Source organism: Brucella sp. TWI432 (genome assembly GCF_039674445.1).
In the GTDB taxonomy this organism is placed as follows: domain Bacteria; phylum Pseudomonadota; class Alphaproteobacteria; order Rhizobiales; family Rhizobiaceae; genus Brucella; species Brucella chromiisoli.
Map to the genome: position 1 here is coordinate 148,591 of NZ_JBDJNL010000002.1, position 16,339 is coordinate 164,929.

Here is a 16,339-nt window from a genome sequence, read left to right on the forward strand (position 1 = left end):
GGGGCCGTAAACAGGCCGTAATTTGCAGCGATCTAATCTATTCGATTTCTTACCGCAGACAGAAACGGAGCAGAGCTTCATGGCAATTGCACCCAAGGCGAGTTTTACTCGCACTCTTCTGGCAACCGTCGCTCTTGGAGCGATGAGTTTTACGGGGACAGTTGCAATTGGCGCCACGCCTTCGTTCGCCCAGCAAACTGCACCGATCCGGCAGGGCCCCGGCTCTGTGGCTGATTTGGCCGAAGGGCTATTGGATGCGGTGGTAAATATTTCGACATCGCAGACCGTCAAGGACGATGGTGAGGAAGACGGCGGCGTGCCGATGCCGCAGGTGCCGGAAGGCTCCCCATTTGAGGATCTCTTCAAAGATTTTTTCAATGACAAGGATGGCGGCAAGAATAGCGATTCACGCAAAGTGCAGTCGCTGGGTTCCGGCTTTGTGATTGATGCCAAACAAGGTTACATCGTCACCAACAACCATGTCATCGCCGATGCTGATGAGATCGAAGTCAATTTCGTTGACGGTTCCAAGCTGAAAGCGGAACTGGTTGGCAAGGACACAAAGACCGATCTTGCGGTGCTGAAAGTTGATCCGACGAAACATAAGCTGAAGGCCGTTGAGTTTGGCAACTCGGAAAAAGCACGCATTGGCGATTGGGTTCTGGCGATTGGCAATCCATTTGGTCTTGGTGGTACGGTGACGGCCGGTATTATTTCCGCGCGCAAACGCGATATTCAGTCCGGCCCCTATGATGATTTCATTCAGACCGATGCTGCAATCAACCGGGGTAATTCCGGTGGTCCGCTGTTCGATATGGACGGCAAGGTGATCGGCATCAATACCGCAATCTATTCACCATCGGGTGGCTCGATTGGTATTGGTTTTGCTATTCCGGCTGAAATGGCTGTTGGCGTTATCGATCAGCTCAAAGAGTTTGGCGAAGTGCGCCGTGGCTGGCTCGGTGTTCGTATCCAGCCTGTAACCGATGATGTTGCGCAGAGCCTCGGTTTGAAAGAATCTAAAGGCGCGTTGATTGCCGGTCTCGTCGAAAACTCTGGTGTTGATAACAAAGAGATTAAACCGGGTGACGTTGTTATTCGGTATGACGGCAAGCCAGTTGAGCGCGCGCGCGATCTGCCGCGACTTGTGGCCGAAAGCGCTGTCGGTGATGAGGTCGAAGTCGTTGTTGTCAGAGACGGCGAAGAGAAGACTGTAAAGGTCAAGCTCGGTCGTTTGGTTGAAGACGATAAGAGCACCGAGGATGCCGCTGAAGATCAGGCACCGCCACCGGATATGGAAGACGGGGAAGCAGCACCTGATGCACCAAAGTCTGATACCCAGAAAAAAGAACAGAAGGAACAGACTGCTACGACGGCAGTCATGGGTATGAAACTTGCCGAGATCAATGATGATGTGCGTGGCGAGTTCGGCATTGCGGAAGATGTGGAAGGGGTGGCCGTGCTTTACGTCACTCCGGGTTCTGCTGCCAGCGAAAAACGTATCGAAACAGGCGATGTGATTGTTGACGTTGGGCAGGTGACGGTCAAAACGCCAGCGGATGTGAAGAAGCGCATCGATGCCCTTCGTCGTGAAGGACGTAAGAATGCGCTTTTGATGTTGGCGTCACGTTCGGGCGAGCTGCGTTTTGTCACGATCCGCATAGATTAGGCTTTGATTTTACATAAAAATAAAAGGCGTCGCAGAATTTGCGACGCCTTTTTTGTTTGGTGTTTGAATCACTTGCAGGCATTGGCTCTCAATATGATTCAGAAAGGCCTCATTCCACAAAATCAGATTTTCGGTAGCCCTGGATATGAAGGAGCGCGGTGAGATCACCATGATCAATGCGCACCTTCGCCTGTGCCGCGACGGCTGGCTTGGCGTGAAGTGCTACGCCTGTGCCTGCAAGCTGAATCATGCCGAGATCATTGGCGCCATCGCCGACGGCGATTGCATGCTGCGGGGTGAGGCCGAGGCGATCAGCAATTTCGACGAGCTTTTCGACTTTTGCTTCGCGGCCGAGGATAGGGTCGGAAACCGTGCCGCTCAAATGCGCGCCATCATGAAGAAGGGTGTTGGCGCGGTCTTCATTGAAGCCGATCATTTCTGCGACGCGCTTTGTGAATGATGTGAAGCCACCAGATACAAGTGCCGTGTAAGCGCCGTGCTTGCGCATGGTGCGGACCAGTTCAACGCCGCCCGGCATCAGCGAAATGCGGGTGGAGATAACCTTGTCGATCACCGAAAGCGGCAGACCTTTGAGCAGAGCAACGCGTTCACGCAATGCTGGTTCGAATTCGATTTCACCGTTCATGGCACGGGCAGTAATCGCCGCAACATGCTCGCGCAGGCCAGCTTCTTCGGCCAGTTCATCAATGCATTCCTGCTGGATCATTGTGGAATCCATGTCGGCAATCAGAATTTTCTTGCGTCGGCTGTCCTGTTCCTGCACCACGACATCGACTGGGGCGCCATCAAGGGCGGCGCGCAATGCCTGATCTGCTTCTTCATGCCCGATTGTGGATGGAAGCGGTATGTCGCAGGCAATACCGTCTGCCAGCCAGTAAAGTCCGGTTGCATTGACTGCCGCCGAGGCTTTAATCCCCAAAGATGGAATAAGCGACGCTTTGGCCGGATTGGCAATCAGTGTAGCAATAAGGGAAGCGGATCGGGACATGAGGAACATTTCCTGCGATGAGTGAAGCGGTAAAGGGTGCAATCCTGATAGCTGGACCGACGGCCAGCGGCAAGTCGGCTCTTGCGCTTCATATGGCAAAGGAGACAGGCGGCTTTATCGTCAACACCGATTCCATGCAGGTTTATGATGTGCTCGACCTTTTGAGTGCACGTCCGCAGGCTGACGAACTGCGTGAAGCTGATCATTTTCTGTATGGCCATGTGGCTCCATCCGTTTCCTATTCGACGGGCAAATGGTTTGCCGATGTTGAAATTGTGCTGGCGCGGCATGATCTGAAAGGGCGCACACCGATTTTTGTCGGTGGTACAGGGCTTTATTTCCGCGCGCTGTTGGGCGGGCTTTCGCAGATGCCGGAAGTGGCTGTTGATGTGCGTGAGCATTGGCGCAACAAAATGAGCGAGGAGGGCGCAGAGGCCCTTCATAGATTGCTTGCAGAGCGAGACCCGGAGATTGCAGCCACGTTGCGCCCCACAGACAGCCAGCGTATTGTGCGTGCGCTGGAAGTGTTTGAGGGAACAGGCAAGTCTCTGTTGCATTGGCAGAGGAATACCGGAACGGCACTGATCGATAATGCGAGCGCGCGCAAAATCGTGTTGTTGCCGGATCGCAAATGGTTGGGCGAGCGGATTGAGCGGCGCTTCAAACTCATGTGGGATCAGGGCGCGCTCGATGAAGTCCGTGCATTAATGGCTCTGAATCTTGATCCTGCACTGCCGGCTTTAAAAGCGATCGGCGTGCGTGAGATTTCAGCATTTTTTTCTGGCGAAATACCGCGCGAAGAAGCCATAGAGCTTTCCGTTATCGCCACGCGCCAATATGCGAAACGGCAATCAACATGGTTTAGAAACCAGCTTGATGAGAGCTGGAAGAGGTATGGCTCTGCTGAAGAAGCCTTGTCAGGGCAATAATCTTATCAAGATGGCCTCTTTTATATAAGAAAATATCGTGTTTTGTGCATTTTCGCGTTGACGCCGCGATTTTCGCTGATTAGTCTCCCCGGCATGAACAGAACAGCTCTTATTCTTGTGGTACGAACGCGCATGGGCAGGATGGTGTAACCATCCGGCGAAAGCTCCCATGCGCGAAAGACAGGCTCCCTCGGGGGCCTTTTTTGTTATCTGAACATCAACGAATTGATTAAGTAAAGCAGACGGGAAGTGAAGACGATGACGGCAGCAAAAAGCGAGGCGGCGACGATCTCCGCAGGGCAACGCGAAATGACCGGCGCGGAAATGGTGGTTCAGGCTATGATCGATCATGGCGTGGAACATCTTTTTGGCTATCCGGGCGGTGCCGTGCTGCCGATCTATGACGAACTGTTCCAGCAAGACAAAGTTCAGCACATTCTGGTTCGCCACGAGCAGGGCGCAGGCCATGCGGCGGAAGGTTATGCGCGTTCGACCGGCAAGGTTGGCGTTATGCTGGTCACGTCCGGTCCGGGTGCAACCAATGCGGTTACGCCTTTGCAGGACGCGCTTATGGATTCGATCCCGCTGGTCTGCATTTCCGGTCAGGTTCCGACATCGCTGATCGGCTCGGATGGTTTTCAGGAAGCTGACACCGTTGGCATCACGCGCCCTTGCACCAAGCACAACTGGCTGGTTCGTGATGTAAACGATCTGTCACGCATTCTGCATGAAGCGTTCCATATTGCTTCGACGGGGCGTCCGGGGCCGGTTCTGGTTGATATCCCTAAGGATATTCAGTTTGCGACCGGCATTTATACGCCACCGCAGACTGCACCGCGCACAAGCTATCGCCCGACCATTGAAGGCGACAAGTCAGCGATCACGCAGGCTGTTGAGTTGCTTTTGAACGCCAAAAAGCCCGTCATTTATTCCGGCGGCGGTGTTATCAATTCCGGTCCTGCTGCAACGAAGCTTTTGCGTGAGCTGGTTGAAATCAGCGATTTCCCGATCACTTCGACCCTGATGGGCTTGGGTGCCTATCCTGCATCGGGCAAGAACTGGCTGGGTATGCTCGGAATGCACGGCACATACGAAGCCAATATGACCATGCATGATTGCGATGTCATGCTGTGCGTTGGTGCGCGTTTTGATGACCGTATCACGGGTCGTCTCAATGCCTTTGCTCCGCATTCGCGCAAGATTCACATCGATATTGATCCATCATCGATCAACAAGAATGTTCGCGTTGATGTGCCGATCATCGGTGACGTGGCGCATGTTCTCGAAGATATTGTTCGTCAGTTCCGCGCTTCCGAAAAGAAGCCCGAAAAGAACGCAATTGCTGCCTGGTGGGATCAGATCAACCGCTGGCGTGCTCGAAAGTCATTGGCCTATACGCCGAACAAAGACGTGATCATGCCGCAATATGCGTTGCAGCGCTTGAATGAACTGACCAAGGATCGTGACACTTATATCACGACCGAAGTTGGCCAGCATCAGATGTGGGCCGCACAGTTCATGGATTTTGACGCACCAAATCGCTGGATGACTTCGGGTGGTCTCGGCACCATGGGCTATGGTTTGCCTGCGGCTCTGGGTGTTCAGATTGCGCATCCTGATGCGCTGGTTATTGATATTGCTGGTGATGCGTCGATCCAGATGTGCATTCAGGAAATGTCGGCTGCCATCCAGTATGAAGCGCCGATCAAGATTTTCATCCTGAACAATCAATATATGGGTATGGTTCGTCAGTGGCAGCAGTTGCTGCATGGCAATCGCTTGTCACATTCCTATACGGAAGCAATGCCAGATTTCGTGAAGCTGGCAGAAGCTTATGGTGCGCATGGTATTCGCTGCGATAAACCAGAGAAGCTTGATGATGCGATTATGGAAATGATTGAAGTCAAAAAGCCGGTTATCTTTGATTGCCGCGTTGCCAATCTCGCCAACTGCTTCCCGATGATCCCATCTGGTAAGGCACATAATGAAATGCTGTTGCCTGATGAAGCGACCGATGAAGCTGTTGCCAATGCCATTGACGCCAAGGGCCGTTCCCTAGTCTGATCCGGAGTAAAGAACATGAACGCACAAAATCTAGCATCCGGCTCGGCATATTTTATTGCAGCGGATACTCAGACACCGGAAACCCATACGCTTTCGGTTCTCGTTGATAACGAACCGGGCGTTCTCGCCCGTGTCATTGGCCTGTTTTCAGGCCGTGGCTACAACATTGAAAGCCTGACGGTTTCTGAAACCGAGCATGAGCAGCATCTGTCGCGCATCACGATTGTGACACGTGGCACGCCAAATGTTCTCGATCAGATCCGCCATCAGTTGGAGCGCATCGTGCCGGTGCACCGCGTGGTTGATATGACCTACCGCGCCGTCGAACTTGGCCATGAACGTCCGATTGAGCGTGAGCTTGCGCTGATCAAGGTTGCAGGAAAGGGCGAGGCGCGTGCTGAAACCCTGCGCCTGACCGATGCCTTTAATGCCAAGATTGTGGATGCAACGACCGAGCATTTCATTGTGGAGATTACCGGCAAGACGGCCAAGATCGACCAGTTCATTTCGCTGATGAAGCCGCTTGGTCTGGTTGAAATCTGTCGCACGGGTGTGGCTGCCATGAACCGTGGGCCTCAGGGACTGTAAATAGCAAGCTTAATCGAGACAATATCGGCTGAAACCGGCACAATGTTTCGATTGTGCCGGTTTTTTATTGAGCTAATTTGTAGCTACAATTCAGGTCAAATCACTATGTCTCTTGAAATATTTCTGGCGCTTGTTGTCTTTGCATTTGTTTCGTCGGTCACGCCCGGTCCCAACAATCTGATGCTGCTTGCATCCGGTGTGAATTTCGGTTTCCGGCGCACGATTCCGCATATGCTGGGCATTGGCGTGGGGTTTTTTATCCTGTTGCTGGCCGTGGGTTTTGGCCTTGGTGCGCTGATTGAAACCGTGCCGTCGTTCTATATGGCGCTGAAGTTCGCGGGTGGCGCTTACATGCTCTATCTTGCGTGGAAAATTGCCACATCGCGTTCCATCGGTGAGTCTAAAAGACGCGACAAGACAAAACCCATGTCGTTTTTGCAGGCACTGGCTTTCCAGTGGGTCAATCCCAAAGCCTGGGTGATGGCAATCACCGGTATTGCGACCTATGCAAACCACGACAATTATTATGTTGCCGTTCTTCTGGTGAGTGCTGCTTTTGCGATGGTTAACCTGCCGAGTGTCTCCGTCTGGGCGGGGTTTGGTACGCTGTTGCGCAACTGGCTCTCCGATCCTGTTCGATTGAAATGGTTCAATTTAATCATGGCGTTGTTGCTGGTTTTGAGCCTTTGGCCAATGCTGAAATAGCGTGTTGAAGAGGTGAATGATGTCCATACTTCCCACTTATGACGATGTGATCTCCGCTGCCAGACAGATTGAAGGCCATGCGCATCACACACCGGTTTTCACGTCATCAATCCTTGATCGAGAAACGGGGGCTGAGTTCTTTTTCAAATGCGAAAACTTTCAGCGTATTGGTGCGTTCAAGTTTCGTGGGGCGTTTAATGCTTTGTCGCGGTTTTCAGATGAGCAGAAGAAGCGCGGCGTGCTTGCCTTTTCTTCCGGCAATCATGCGCAGGCGATCGCGCTGGCCGCGAAATTATTAAATATTGGTGCGACGATTATCATGCCCGAAGATGCGCCAGCGGCCAAGCTCGACGCAACGCGGGGTTATGGCGCAAAAGTCGTTACCTATAATCGTTATACCGAGGATCGCGACGCTCTTTCGAAGACGCTGGCCGAGGAGGGTGGGCTGACGCTTATTCCGCCGTTTAATCATCCTGATATTATTGCAGGGCAGGGCACGGCAGCAAAGGAACTGATTGAAGAGGTTGGCCCGCTGGATGCATTGTTTGTCTGCCTTGGCGGCGGTGGACTGCTGGCGGGTTCAGCCTTGGCGGCCAAAGCACTTTCCCCTTCCTGCGATGTTTATGGTGTGGAGCCAGAAGCAGGCAATGACGGTCAGCAGTCGTTCCGCTCAGGCAAGATCGTCCATATCGACGTTCCGCAGACCTTGGCGGATGGTGCGCAGTCACAAGCTTTGGGTGAGCTCACCTTTGCTATTATCCGTAAGACGGTTCGCGATATTTTGAGTGTCAGCGACGATGAACTTGTGCAGGGCATGAAGTTTTTCGCAAGCCGTATGAAAATGGTGGTTGAGCCGACCGGCTGTCTGGCGTTTGCCGGTGCAAGACAGATCGCATCAAGCCTGAAGGGCAAGCGGGTTGGCGTGATTGTGAGCGGCGGAAATGTTGATCTTGATAAGTTTGCGGCATTGGTAAGCCAAAAGGTTTGATCACGGTTTGATCTTGTGTTTGGGCGGCGAATCCTGTCTGAACAGCATATGCAGTTTTCTCCAGAGCAGGATCAGGCCTTGAAGGCCGTTGGACAATGGCTGAAAGAAGGGCGTTCGCCCATTTTTCGGCTGTTTGGCTATGCCGGTACAGGTAAAACGACGCTGGCGCGTTATTTTGCCGAGCATGTCGATGGCGAAGTGCAGTTTGCTGCCTTCACCGGCAAGGCAGCGCAGGTATTGCGCTCGAAGGGCGCGAACAATGCCCGCACGCTGCATTCGCTGATCTATCGCCCGCGTGGTGAAGAAGCGATTGAAGACGAGACGACGGGCAAGACGTCTATTTCGCCGACTTTTTCGCTTAATCGTCAAAGCCCTGTGGCCAAAGCGGCGCTGATCGTTGTGGATGAATGTTCTATGGTCGATGAGCAGCTCGGCCGCGATCTCATGACATTTGGTACGCCGATTTTGGTGTTGGGCGATCCGGGCCAGTTACCGCCAATCTCCGGCGGTGGGTTCTTCACCGAACATGAGCCGGATTATCTGCTCACTGAAATTCATCGGCAGGCACGTGATAACCCCATTATCCGCATGGCGCTTGATGTGCGTGAGGGCAGGGAGTTGAGCTATTGCGATGAGGGCCGGGCGAAGGTCATCTCCAAGTCGCAAGTCAATCAGGATCTGGTTCTGGCGGCTGATCAGGTGCTTGTCGGCACAAACCGCACACGTAAGCGCTATAATCAGCGGCTGCGTGAGCTGAAAGGTTTCAGCGCAGATTATCCGCAGGCTGGCGATAAGCTGGTTTGTTTACGCAATGATCCGGCCAAGGGGCTGCTGAACGGATCTCTTTGGAAAGTGATGACCTCATCCAAGGAAACCGTGAAACCCGGAATCAATCTTCTGGTGTCGCCGGAAGATGAAGATCGTGGCGTTGCCAAAATCAAATTGCTCAAGGCACAGTTTGAAGACCCGGATGCTGAAATTCCGTGGCAGACCAAAAAACGCTTTGATGATTTTGATTATGGCTATGCGCTGACTGTGCACAAGGCGCAGGGTTCGCAGTGGGATAATGTCGTGCTGTTTGATGAAAGCTATGCATTCCGCGACACGCGCGAGCGCTGGCTTTATACGGCCATCACGCGTGCTGCGGAGCAGTTGACGATTGTAAAGTGATTGCTCAAGTGATCATTGTTCTTGTGGCTTGGCGTCCAGCCATTCCCACGCCTTCGGCTCATCATCCGATTCAAATGTGCGCATTTCTATCGAGAGAAATGGCTGCATCAGTGTGACGCTGGCCTGTATCCACAAAGGACCGCCGACAATCGCGTAACGACGCAGATGTCGCAACGATTTTGCGCGCATGGAGAGCATGCTTTCGGAAAAAGCAGCTCCCCAGTCAACGCCTTCATAGCCAGTCAGCCGGATAAGCAGGTCGATTTCTTCATGACCTTCATAGGCCGCATCAAGCAGGCCATAGAGGTTTTCCAGCGCTGCATCATCCAGATGCCCTTCGATTGCAAAAGCGAAGACGTCCTCGCGATTGGTGGGAATGCGTCGAATGACCGGAATATCTTCATTGCGCATTGGTGACCTCCAGTTTCTGAATGCTTTGTTGTTCGGTTAAAACGTTGCTGGTGGGGCAAAAGTTGCGAAAAAGCGTATGAAAGTTTCCATTCGGGCCGCTGTTGGAAATTGTTTGTGAGATGCGGTCTTAAACACTCACATTTTTTCTCAACGGACGATATAAAGCCATATCCTTATTTGAGGGAGCCACGCTCTATGCCTGCAAAACTGTCCGTCAATCTTAATGCCATCGCCATGTTGCGCAATAGGCGTGATCTCCCCTGGCCAAGTGTTACCGGCCTTGGACGTGCAGCGCTTGCAGCCGGTGCCGCTGGTTTGACAGTGCATCCGCGCCCCGATCAGCGCCATATTCGCTTTTCCGATCTTGCTGATATTCGTGCTTTGATCGATGATGAATATCCGCTGGCCGAGTTCAATATCGAAGGCTTTCCGACAGAAGCTTTTCTGGAACTGGTGGAAAAGCATCAGCCGCAACAGGTGACGCTGGTTCCTGATGATCCGATGCAGGCGACATCCGATCATGGCTGGGACTTTGAAACAAAGTCGGATTTTCTGGCGCCTATTGTTCAGCGTCTCAAGGCAAACGGTATGCGTGTATCGCTTTTCGCTGATCCCGATCCGCTTGGCTATGAAAAGGCCAAGGCTATCGGCGCTGACCGGATTGAGCTTTATACCGGCCCTTATGGGGCGACCTATGACGATCCCGCGGCTGCATCGCATGAGATAAATCGTCTTGGCAAAGCTGCGGATGCTGCAACAGCGCTCGGGCTTGCAATCAATGCTGGGCACGATCTGACAGTTGAAAATCTCCCCGCGCTGGTCAAACGTGTACCGCAATTGAGTGAAGTGTCGATTGGCCACGGCTTGACTGCAGATGCGTTAATGTATGGTATGCCAGTGACCGTCAGCCGCTATATTGCTGCGCTTGCGGGATAAAAAGGGGCTCCTAAAACGCATGGCTGCTAATCAAGCCGTGCGAATTTCGCATTTGTGCGCGGACGCGACAAGATATAAACCGCGCGCCACAGATCATGCGCTGCGTGCACAGGATCGTTTGAGGGAAGCATACATGAAGTTTTCCACTGTCCTTGTTCCGTGCTATGGCGTTGGTTCAGTATATTTTTCTTTGAAAAGTTTGATTTTTATACATGCGGCACATGGCCGTTGACGGCTTATTCGCCTCTACACTCTCTGATATTCCATTTCGATATTTATGAAGGTGTCTGCATATGAGCAGCGAGAATACAGATAAGAGCGTTTCATCCGCAGGCGATGCGATAGAGACGAATACGCTGCCCGTTAGCATCTCTCCTGAGAACAACACCGTTTCGGAAGAAAACGATCATTCACACGACAGCATGAAAATGCTGCTGCTTGGAGCGCTGGGCGTTGTCTACGGCGATATCGGTACCAGCCCGATCTATGCTTTTCGCGAGGCGCTGCATGCGGCAACTTCGGATGGTATTCTCTCGCGGTCCGATATTCTCGGGGTCGTTTCGCTGATCTTCTGGGCGCTTCTGCTCGTTGTGACGGTTAAATATGTGATCTTTGTATTGCGCGCCGACAATAACGGTGAAGGCGGCATTCTCTCTTTGATGGCACTGGTACGGTCTGTCCTGAAAGGGCGGCCTGATCTTATTCTGGGGGCAGGGATTTGCGGTGCGGCGCTTTTTTTTGGTGATGCGGTCATTACGCCAGCCATTTCGGTGCTTTCGGCTGTTGAAGGGGTTCAGATTGTAGCACCTCACATGACGCCCTTCGTGGTGCCGATTACCCTCGTCATTCTTGTTGTTCTCTTCTCAATCCAGAAATACGGAACAGGCAAGGTTGCGATTGTTTTCGGGCCGATTATGGCCGTGTGGTTTCTGGCGCTTGGTGCATTGGGGCTTTGGCACATCTTTGATGATCCCACAGTTATGGCCGCCCTTAATCCTTATTATGCGGTGCGCTTTTTGGCTGTTAGCCCCGGTGTTGCCTTTATCACTGTTGGCGCCGTGTTTCTTGCCATGACAGGTGCAGAGGCACTTTATGCCGATCTCGGGCACTTTGGACGAAAGCCGATTGTGCGGGCCTGGCTGTGGATCGTTTTCCCCAGCTTGCTGCTCAATTATTTCGGACAAGCTGCATTCGTGCTTTCGCACGGTGAAGCTGCGGCGCTGCCATTTTTCGAGATGATGCCGAAATTTGCACTGTGGCCGATGGTCTTGCTCGCAACGGCTGCGACGGTGATTGCCAGTCAGGCGGTTATCAGTGGCGCGTTTTCTGTTGCACGCCAGGCTGTCCAGCTTAATATTCTGCCGCGTCTGGAAATCCAGCATACGTCCGAAAAACTGCACGGACAGATTTATATCCCGCGCGTCAATCTGCTGCTCGGTCTGACGGTTATTATTCTGGTGCTTGGCTTTGAGAAATCCAACAATCTGGCATCTGCATATGGCATTGCTGTTACCGGCAATATGTTGGTTACGACCGGTCTTCTTTATTTCGTCATGACACGTATCTGGAACTGGCGTGTCAGCCGTGCCTTGCCGGTTATCGCAGGGTTTTTTATCGTTGATCTTCTGTTTTTTAGCGCGAACATCATCAAAGTACATGAGGGCGGCTGGGCCTCTATTCTGTTTGCCGCCATTCTGGTGATCATCATGTGGACATGGGTGCGCGGCACCCGACACCTGTTCCAGAAGACGCGTAAGGCAGAAGTGCCGCTTGATCTGATCGTCGAGCAAATGAACAAGCGTCCGCCAACCATTGTGCCGGGTACTGCGGTGTTTCTGACCGGTGATCCGAAAAGTGCGCCGACAGCGCTGATGCACAGTCTCAAGCATTATAAGGTTCTGCACGAGAACAACGTGATCCTCACGGTGGTTACGGCCTCAAAGCCATGGGTTTCCAGTGCGGATCGCGCGCGCGTTTCGCAATATAATGAGCGCTTCATGCTGGTGACGCTGACTTTTGGCTATATGCAGCAACCCAATATTCCGCGCGCGTTGGGCTTATGCCGGAAACTTGGCTGGAAATTCGATATTATGACAACGTCTTTCTTTTTGTCGCGCCGCTGGCTGAAAGCATCAGCGCATTCCGGCATGCCGCTTTGGCAGGATAAGCTGTTTATTTTGTTGGCGCGTACCGCATCGGATGCAACAGAATATTTCCAGATACCAACGGGGCGTGTTGTCGAGATCGGAACACAGGTTAATATCTGATCTTTACGGGTTTCAATTTGCGGGGCGCATTTCAGAATTTGATTCTGGAATGCGCCCTTTGTTTTTGATTTTGCTCGCTTCTTTCCTGTTGCCCAAAACATGGGCCGGAGGACAATTTTAAAATCTTTCCTGGTTGTGAAAAATCCTGCTTGACGGTCATCCAAGCTGGGATTAATAAACGGAACCGTACCGTACGGTACAAAGTGGAGGGATTGATCCGTGACTGATAAAAGCGACGAATTGCAGGCTAAGAAGCAGCCGTCTTTCTCGCCGCGTCAGAACGAAGTTCTGGAGCAGGCGTTGCGTCTTCTTGTTGAGGGCGGTGACCGCGCTTTGACAACGGCAAGCATTGCGCGCGCCGCCAATTGCTCCAAAGAAAGCCTCTATAAATGGTTTGGCGATCGCGACGGTTTGCTCACCGCAATGGTTCGCTGGCAGGCGTCGAAGGTTCGTGTTGTCCCGGTTGCGCGCGAAAAGCTAGATGCGGAATCGCTCTTTTCCAGCCTTGAGCATTTTGCGCGCGATTGGCTGCTCGTGCTCTCTGGTCCGACGTCCATTGCGTTGAACCGTCTGGCGGTCAGTCATACAGCATCAGGCAAGTCGGCTTTGGGGGATATCGTTCTTGCCAATGGTCCGGTTGCAATGGCAAAGCGTCTCAAGCCCATTCTTGAAATTGGTCAGGAAGCAAAGCTGCTGGCTTTTGACGACATTAACGAAGCATTTCGTGCATTTTTCGGACTTGTCGTCCGGGACATGCAGATCCGGTTGCTGCTTGGCGATCGGCTGGAACTGACTGACGAAGTGGTTATCCGGGACGCCCGGCGCGCCACAAAGCAGTTTTTCGCTCTTTACGGGGCATAATCGTCTGCGGATACGAGGAAGCCGCAGGGAAATCTGAATGAAGGGAATATGAAATGCGCGTTTATTACGATCGTGATGCAGACGTTAATCTGATCAAGTCGAAAAAGGTTGTTATCGTCGGTTACGGTAGCCAGGGGCGCGCTCATGCGCTCAACCTCAAGGATTCCGGCGCTGCCAATGTGCGCATCGCTCTTCGTGAAGGTTCGGCGACTGCCAAGAAGGCCGAAGCTGATGGCTTTGAAGTGATGAATGTTGCGGATGCAGCCAAGTGGGCCGACCTTCTGATGATGGCAACGCCTGACGAATTGCAGGCTGACATCTACAAGGATCACATTCAGGACAACATCCGTGACGGCGCAGCGATTGCTTTCGCTCACGGCCTCAATGTTCACTTTGGCCTGATCGAGCCAAAGAAGACCGTTGACGTTGTCATGATCGCACCAAAGGGTCCGGGCCACACGGTTCGCGGCGAATACCAGAAGGGTGGCGGCGTTCCTTGCCTTATCGCTATCCATCAGGATGCTTCGGGCAACGCACATGACCTTGCTCTCTCCTACGCTTCGGGTGTTGGTGGCGGCCGTTCGGGCGTTATCGAAACCACTTTCAAGGAAGAGTGCGAAACCGATCTGTTCGGTGAGCAGGCTGTTCTTTGCGGTGGTGTTGTCGAACTCATCCGCACCGGTTTTGAAGTTCTGGTTGAAGCTGGTTATGCACCAGAAATGGCTTACTTCGAGTGCCTGCACGAAATGAAGCTTATCGTGGATCTGATCTACGAAGGCGGCATTGCCAACATGAACTACTCGATCTCCAACACTGCTGAGTGGGGCGAATATGTCACTGGCCCTCGCATCATCACCGCTGAAACCAAGGAAGAAATGAAGCGCGTTCTGAAAGATATTCAGACCGGCAAGTTCACTTCCGATTGGATGCAGGAATACCGTGCGGGTGCAGCGCGCTTCAAGGGTATCCGTCGCAACAACGACAGCCACCAGATCGAAGAAGTTGGCGAAAAGCTCCGCGGCATGATGCCATGGATCGCAGCCAACAAGCTCGTGGACAAGGCACGCAACTAAAAATCTGCGATATTCAGGCTCTGGCCGTCTGCCAATGGCGCTTTGTTCCGTTTCGAATGCGTACGTCCTTTATGTATGCTCCGTTCCGGTTCTCGCAAAGCACCATTTTCGCCAGGCGATAAGTCTGAACTTCATCAGATTTTAGGTGCTTTCCGATCAGAGAAAAAGAGGGGCGTTTCTTACGCCCCTTTAATACATGGCAATGATTTGGTTTTTCAGTGCAAGCTATCCCGCACGAAAAGATCGTCAAATGCCTTTTGAATTTATGTTTTGTGCGTAGTTGAGCCAAAACAATTCGGAATATCTTTATTCCATGTGAACATGGAAAGAGGTGTTCTCGTTGGCTGAAATTTGCGCTATCGCTTTACCCTTCTATGGTGAAGTTTGAGGAGGCTTTGCCTTCAAACGAATTGAGGAGATTTCCGGTGCTGGACTGGGAAACTGTATTTGCAACGCGTTCGAAACGCATGCGCGCTTCGGAAATCCGTGAACTTCTGAAATTGCTGGAACGTCCGGATATTATTTCCTTTGCTGGCGGCATTCCCGACCCGGCGCTGTTTCCGCATGCCGAATTCCAGAGCGCCTATCAGGACATTTTTGGTGGTCCTGAAGCCAATGCAGCTCTGCAATATTCCGTGTCGGAAGGATATAAGCCGCTGCGCACCTGGTTGGTGGGTGAGCTTGCCAAGATCGGTATTCCCTGCACCGAGGACAATGTGTTCATTACGTCCGGTTCGCAGCAGGCGCTCGATTATCTCGGCAAGCTTTTCATTTCGCCAAATGACACAGCTCTTGTGACGGCTCCGACCTATCTCGGCGCCTTGCAGGCATTCAATGCCTATGAACCGACTTACGACACGCTCTCGCTGAACGGCAACCGCACACCGGATTCCTATAAGCAGGCTGCGGAAAGCGCTGGCGGGCAGGTCAAGTTTGCTTATCTTTCCGCAGACTTCAGCAACCCGACCGGAGAAACGGTTGGTCTCGCCGGCCGGCAAAAGCTGCTTGCAGAAGCTGATGAACTTGATATTCCGATCATCGAAGATGCGGCCTATCAGTATCTGCGTTACAATGGCGAAGCGATTGCGCCGATCCTGTCGCTCGATATCGCACGTCATGATGGCGACATTGAAAAGACCCGCACCATCTATTGCGGCTCCTTCTCCAAGACCCTCGCACCGGGCCTGCGCGTTGGTTACGTCGTTGCTGCGCAGTCGGTCATCCGCAAACTGGTTTTGATGAAGCAGGCTGCTGATCTGCACTCTTCAACAATCAACCAGATTGTTGTTCATCGCGTCGCCTCAAGCGGTTTTGACAAACAGGTCGCTAAACTGCATGGCGTTTACAAGCATCGCCGCGATAAGATGCTGGAAGCGCTTGCCAAGTATATGCCGGAAGGCACGGACTGGACAAAGCCGGAAGGTGGCATGTTCATCTGGGTCACGTTGCCAAAGGGCATGGACGGTGCTGCATTGCTCGCAGCCTCAATTGAGAGCGAGAAGGTGGCCTTTGTTCCGGGTAAAGCATTCTTTGCCGATGGTACGGGCGCGAATACCCTGCGTTTGAGCTATTCATGCGCCAATGACGAAATGATTGACGAAGGTATCATGCGTCTTGGACGTTTGATCCGCACGCATTCCAAATCGGAAGCTGCATAAAATATTTAAAA

Annotated in this window: 14 protein-coding genes; 12 read left to right on the plus strand and 2 right to left on the minus strand. The window is 52.5% G+C overall.

What is annotated here, in order from left to right:
• Positions 1-79: 79 nt before the first annotated feature.
• Positions 80-1,669, plus strand: a complete 1,590-nt coding sequence (locus ABE527_RS05805; protein ID WP_499696400.1) for a Do family serine endopeptidase — start codon at positions 80-82, stop codon at positions 1,667-1,669.
• 109 nt (positions 1,670-1,778) lie between these two features.
• On the opposite strand, the gene serB is transcribed toward ABE527_RS05805, so the two are convergent.
• Complete coding sequence (gene serB, locus ABE527_RS05810; protein WP_499696401.1) at positions 1,779-2,678, minus strand: phosphoserine phosphatase SerB; 900 nt, start codon at positions 2,676-2,678, stop codon at positions 1,779-1,781.
• A 17-nt stretch (positions 2,679-2,695) separates the two neighbouring features.
• Between serB and miaA the strand changes: the two genes are divergently transcribed.
• The 6 genes from miaA (at position 2,696) to ABE527_RS05840 (ending at position 9,122) form a co-directional block, all read left to right on the plus strand.
• Positions 2,696-3,607, plus strand: a complete 912-nt coding sequence (gene miaA / locus ABE527_RS05815) for a tRNA (adenosine(37)-N6)-dimethylallyltransferase MiaA (RefSeq protein WP_499696402.1) — start codon at positions 2,696-2,698, stop codon at positions 3,605-3,607.
• 258 nt (positions 3,608-3,865) lie between these two features.
• The gene (locus ABE527_RS05820) at positions 3,866-5,671 is read left to right on the plus strand and encodes an acetolactate synthase 3 large subunit (protein WP_499696403.1); all 1,806 of its coding nucleotides are present in this window, start codon (positions 3,866-3,868) and stop codon (positions 5,669-5,671) included.
• Between the two features lie 15 nt (positions 5,672-5,686).
• Entirely contained in the window at positions 5,687-6,259 is a 573-nt protein-coding gene (gene ilvN, locus ABE527_RS05825; protein WP_265985384.1) for an acetolactate synthase small subunit, read from the plus strand.
• Between the two features lie 105 nt (positions 6,260-6,364).
• The gene (locus tag ABE527_RS05830; protein ID WP_265985383.1) at positions 6,365-6,964 is read left to right on the plus strand and encodes a LysE family translocator; all 600 of its coding nucleotides are present in this window, start codon (positions 6,365-6,367) and stop codon (positions 6,962-6,964) included.
• A 19-nt stretch (positions 6,965-6,983) separates the two neighbouring features.
• Positions 6,984-7,952 carry a threo-3-hydroxy-L-aspartate ammonia-lyase gene (locus ABE527_RS05835; protein WP_265985382.1) on the plus strand — a complete coding sequence of 323 codons (969 nt, stop codon included), beginning with the start codon at positions 6,984-6,986 and terminating at the stop codon, positions 7,950-7,952.
• A gap of 48 nt (positions 7,953-8,000) precedes the next feature.
• Positions 8,001-9,122, plus strand: coding sequence for an ATP-dependent DNA helicase (locus ABE527_RS05840; protein WP_265985381.1), 1,122 nt, complete (start codon positions 8,001-8,003; stop codon positions 9,120-9,122).
• 12 nt (positions 9,123-9,134) lie between these two features.
• Here the strand turns inward: ABE527_RS05840 and ABE527_RS05845 are convergent, their stop codons facing one another.
• Positions 9,135-9,533 (minus strand): SpoIIAA family protein, encoded by a 399-nt coding sequence (locus ABE527_RS05845; RefSeq protein WP_265985379.1) that lies wholly within the window; start codon positions 9,531-9,533, stop codon positions 9,135-9,137.
• Between the two features lie 195 nt (positions 9,534-9,728).
• Here ABE527_RS05845 and ABE527_RS05850 point away from each other — a divergent pair, with 195 nt between their 5' ends.
• The 5 genes from ABE527_RS05850 (at position 9,729) to ABE527_RS05870 (ending at position 16,328) form a co-directional block, all read left to right on the plus strand.
• Positions 9,729-10,469: a pyridoxine 5'-phosphate synthase gene (locus ABE527_RS05850; RefSeq protein ID WP_499696404.1), complete on the plus strand. Its 741-nt coding sequence runs from the start codon at positions 9,729-9,731 to the stop codon at positions 10,467-10,469.
• Between the two features lie 422 nt (positions 10,470-10,891).
• The gene (locus tag ABE527_RS05855; protein ID WP_265985483.1) at positions 10,892-12,736 is read left to right on the plus strand and encodes a potassium transporter Kup; all 1,845 of its coding nucleotides are present in this window, start codon (positions 10,892-10,894) and stop codon (positions 12,734-12,736) included.
• A gap of 219 nt (positions 12,737-12,955) precedes the next feature.
• Positions 12,956-13,597, plus strand: coding sequence for a TetR/AcrR family transcriptional regulator (locus ABE527_RS05860; protein WP_265985377.1), 642 nt, complete (start codon positions 12,956-12,958; stop codon positions 13,595-13,597).
• A gap of 53 nt (positions 13,598-13,650) precedes the next feature.
• Positions 13,651-14,670, plus strand: a complete 1,020-nt coding sequence (gene ilvC, locus ABE527_RS05865) for a ketol-acid reductoisomerase (RefSeq protein WP_265985376.1) — start codon at positions 13,651-13,653, stop codon at positions 14,668-14,670.
• Between the two features lie 425 nt (positions 14,671-15,095).
• Positions 15,096-16,328 carry an aminotransferase-like domain-containing protein gene (locus ABE527_RS05870; protein ID WP_499696405.1) on the plus strand — a complete coding sequence of 411 codons (1,233 nt, stop codon included), beginning with the start codon at positions 15,096-15,098 and terminating at the stop codon, positions 16,326-16,328.
• The last annotated feature ends 11 nt before the right edge of the window (positions 16,329-16,339 follow it).

Bases quoted from the DNA above. Each gene is read 5' to 3' on its own strand.
- ilvN (WP_265985384.1), top strand. From the start codon at position 5,687: ATGAACGCACAAAATCTAGCATCCGGCTCGGCATATTTTATTGCAGCG.
- ABE527_RS05850 (WP_499696404.1), top strand. From the start codon at position 9,729: ATGCCTGCAAAACTGTCCGTCAATCTTAATGCCATCGCCATGTTGCGC.
- ABE527_RS05835 (WP_265985382.1), top strand. From the start codon at position 6,984: ATGTCCATACTTCCCACTTATGACGATGTGATCTCCGCTGCCAGACAG.
- ABE527_RS05830 (WP_265985383.1), top strand. From the start codon at position 6,365: ATGTCTCTTGAAATATTTCTGGCGCTTGTTGTCTTTGCATTTGTTTCG.
- ABE527_RS05805 (WP_499696400.1), top strand. From the start codon at position 80: ATGGCAATTGCACCCAAGGCGAGTTTTACTCGCACTCTTCTGGCAACC.
- ABE527_RS05855 (WP_265985483.1), top strand. From the start codon at position 10,892: ATGAAAATGCTGCTGCTTGGAGCGCTGGGCGTTGTCTACGGCGATATC.
- ABE527_RS05820 (WP_499696403.1), top strand. From the start codon at position 3,866: ATGACGGCAGCAAAAAGCGAGGCGGCGACGATCTCCGCAGGGCAACGC.
- ilvC (WP_265985376.1), top strand. From the start codon at position 13,651: ATGCGCGTTTATTACGATCGTGATGCAGACGTTAATCTGATCAAGTCG.
- ABE527_RS05845 (WP_265985379.1), bottom strand. From the start codon at position 9,533: ATGCGCAATGAAGATATTCCGGTCATTCGACGCATTCCCACCAATCGC.
- miaA (WP_499696402.1), top strand. From the start codon at position 2,696: ATGAGTGAAGCGGTAAAGGGTGCAATCCTGATAGCTGGACCGACGGCC.
- serB (WP_499696401.1), bottom strand. From the start codon at position 2,678: ATGTCCCGATCCGCTTCCCTTATTGCTACACTGATTGCCAATCCGGCC.
- ABE527_RS05840 (WP_265985381.1), top strand. From the start codon at position 8,001: ATGCAGTTTTCTCCAGAGCAGGATCAGGCCTTGAAGGCCGTTGGACAA.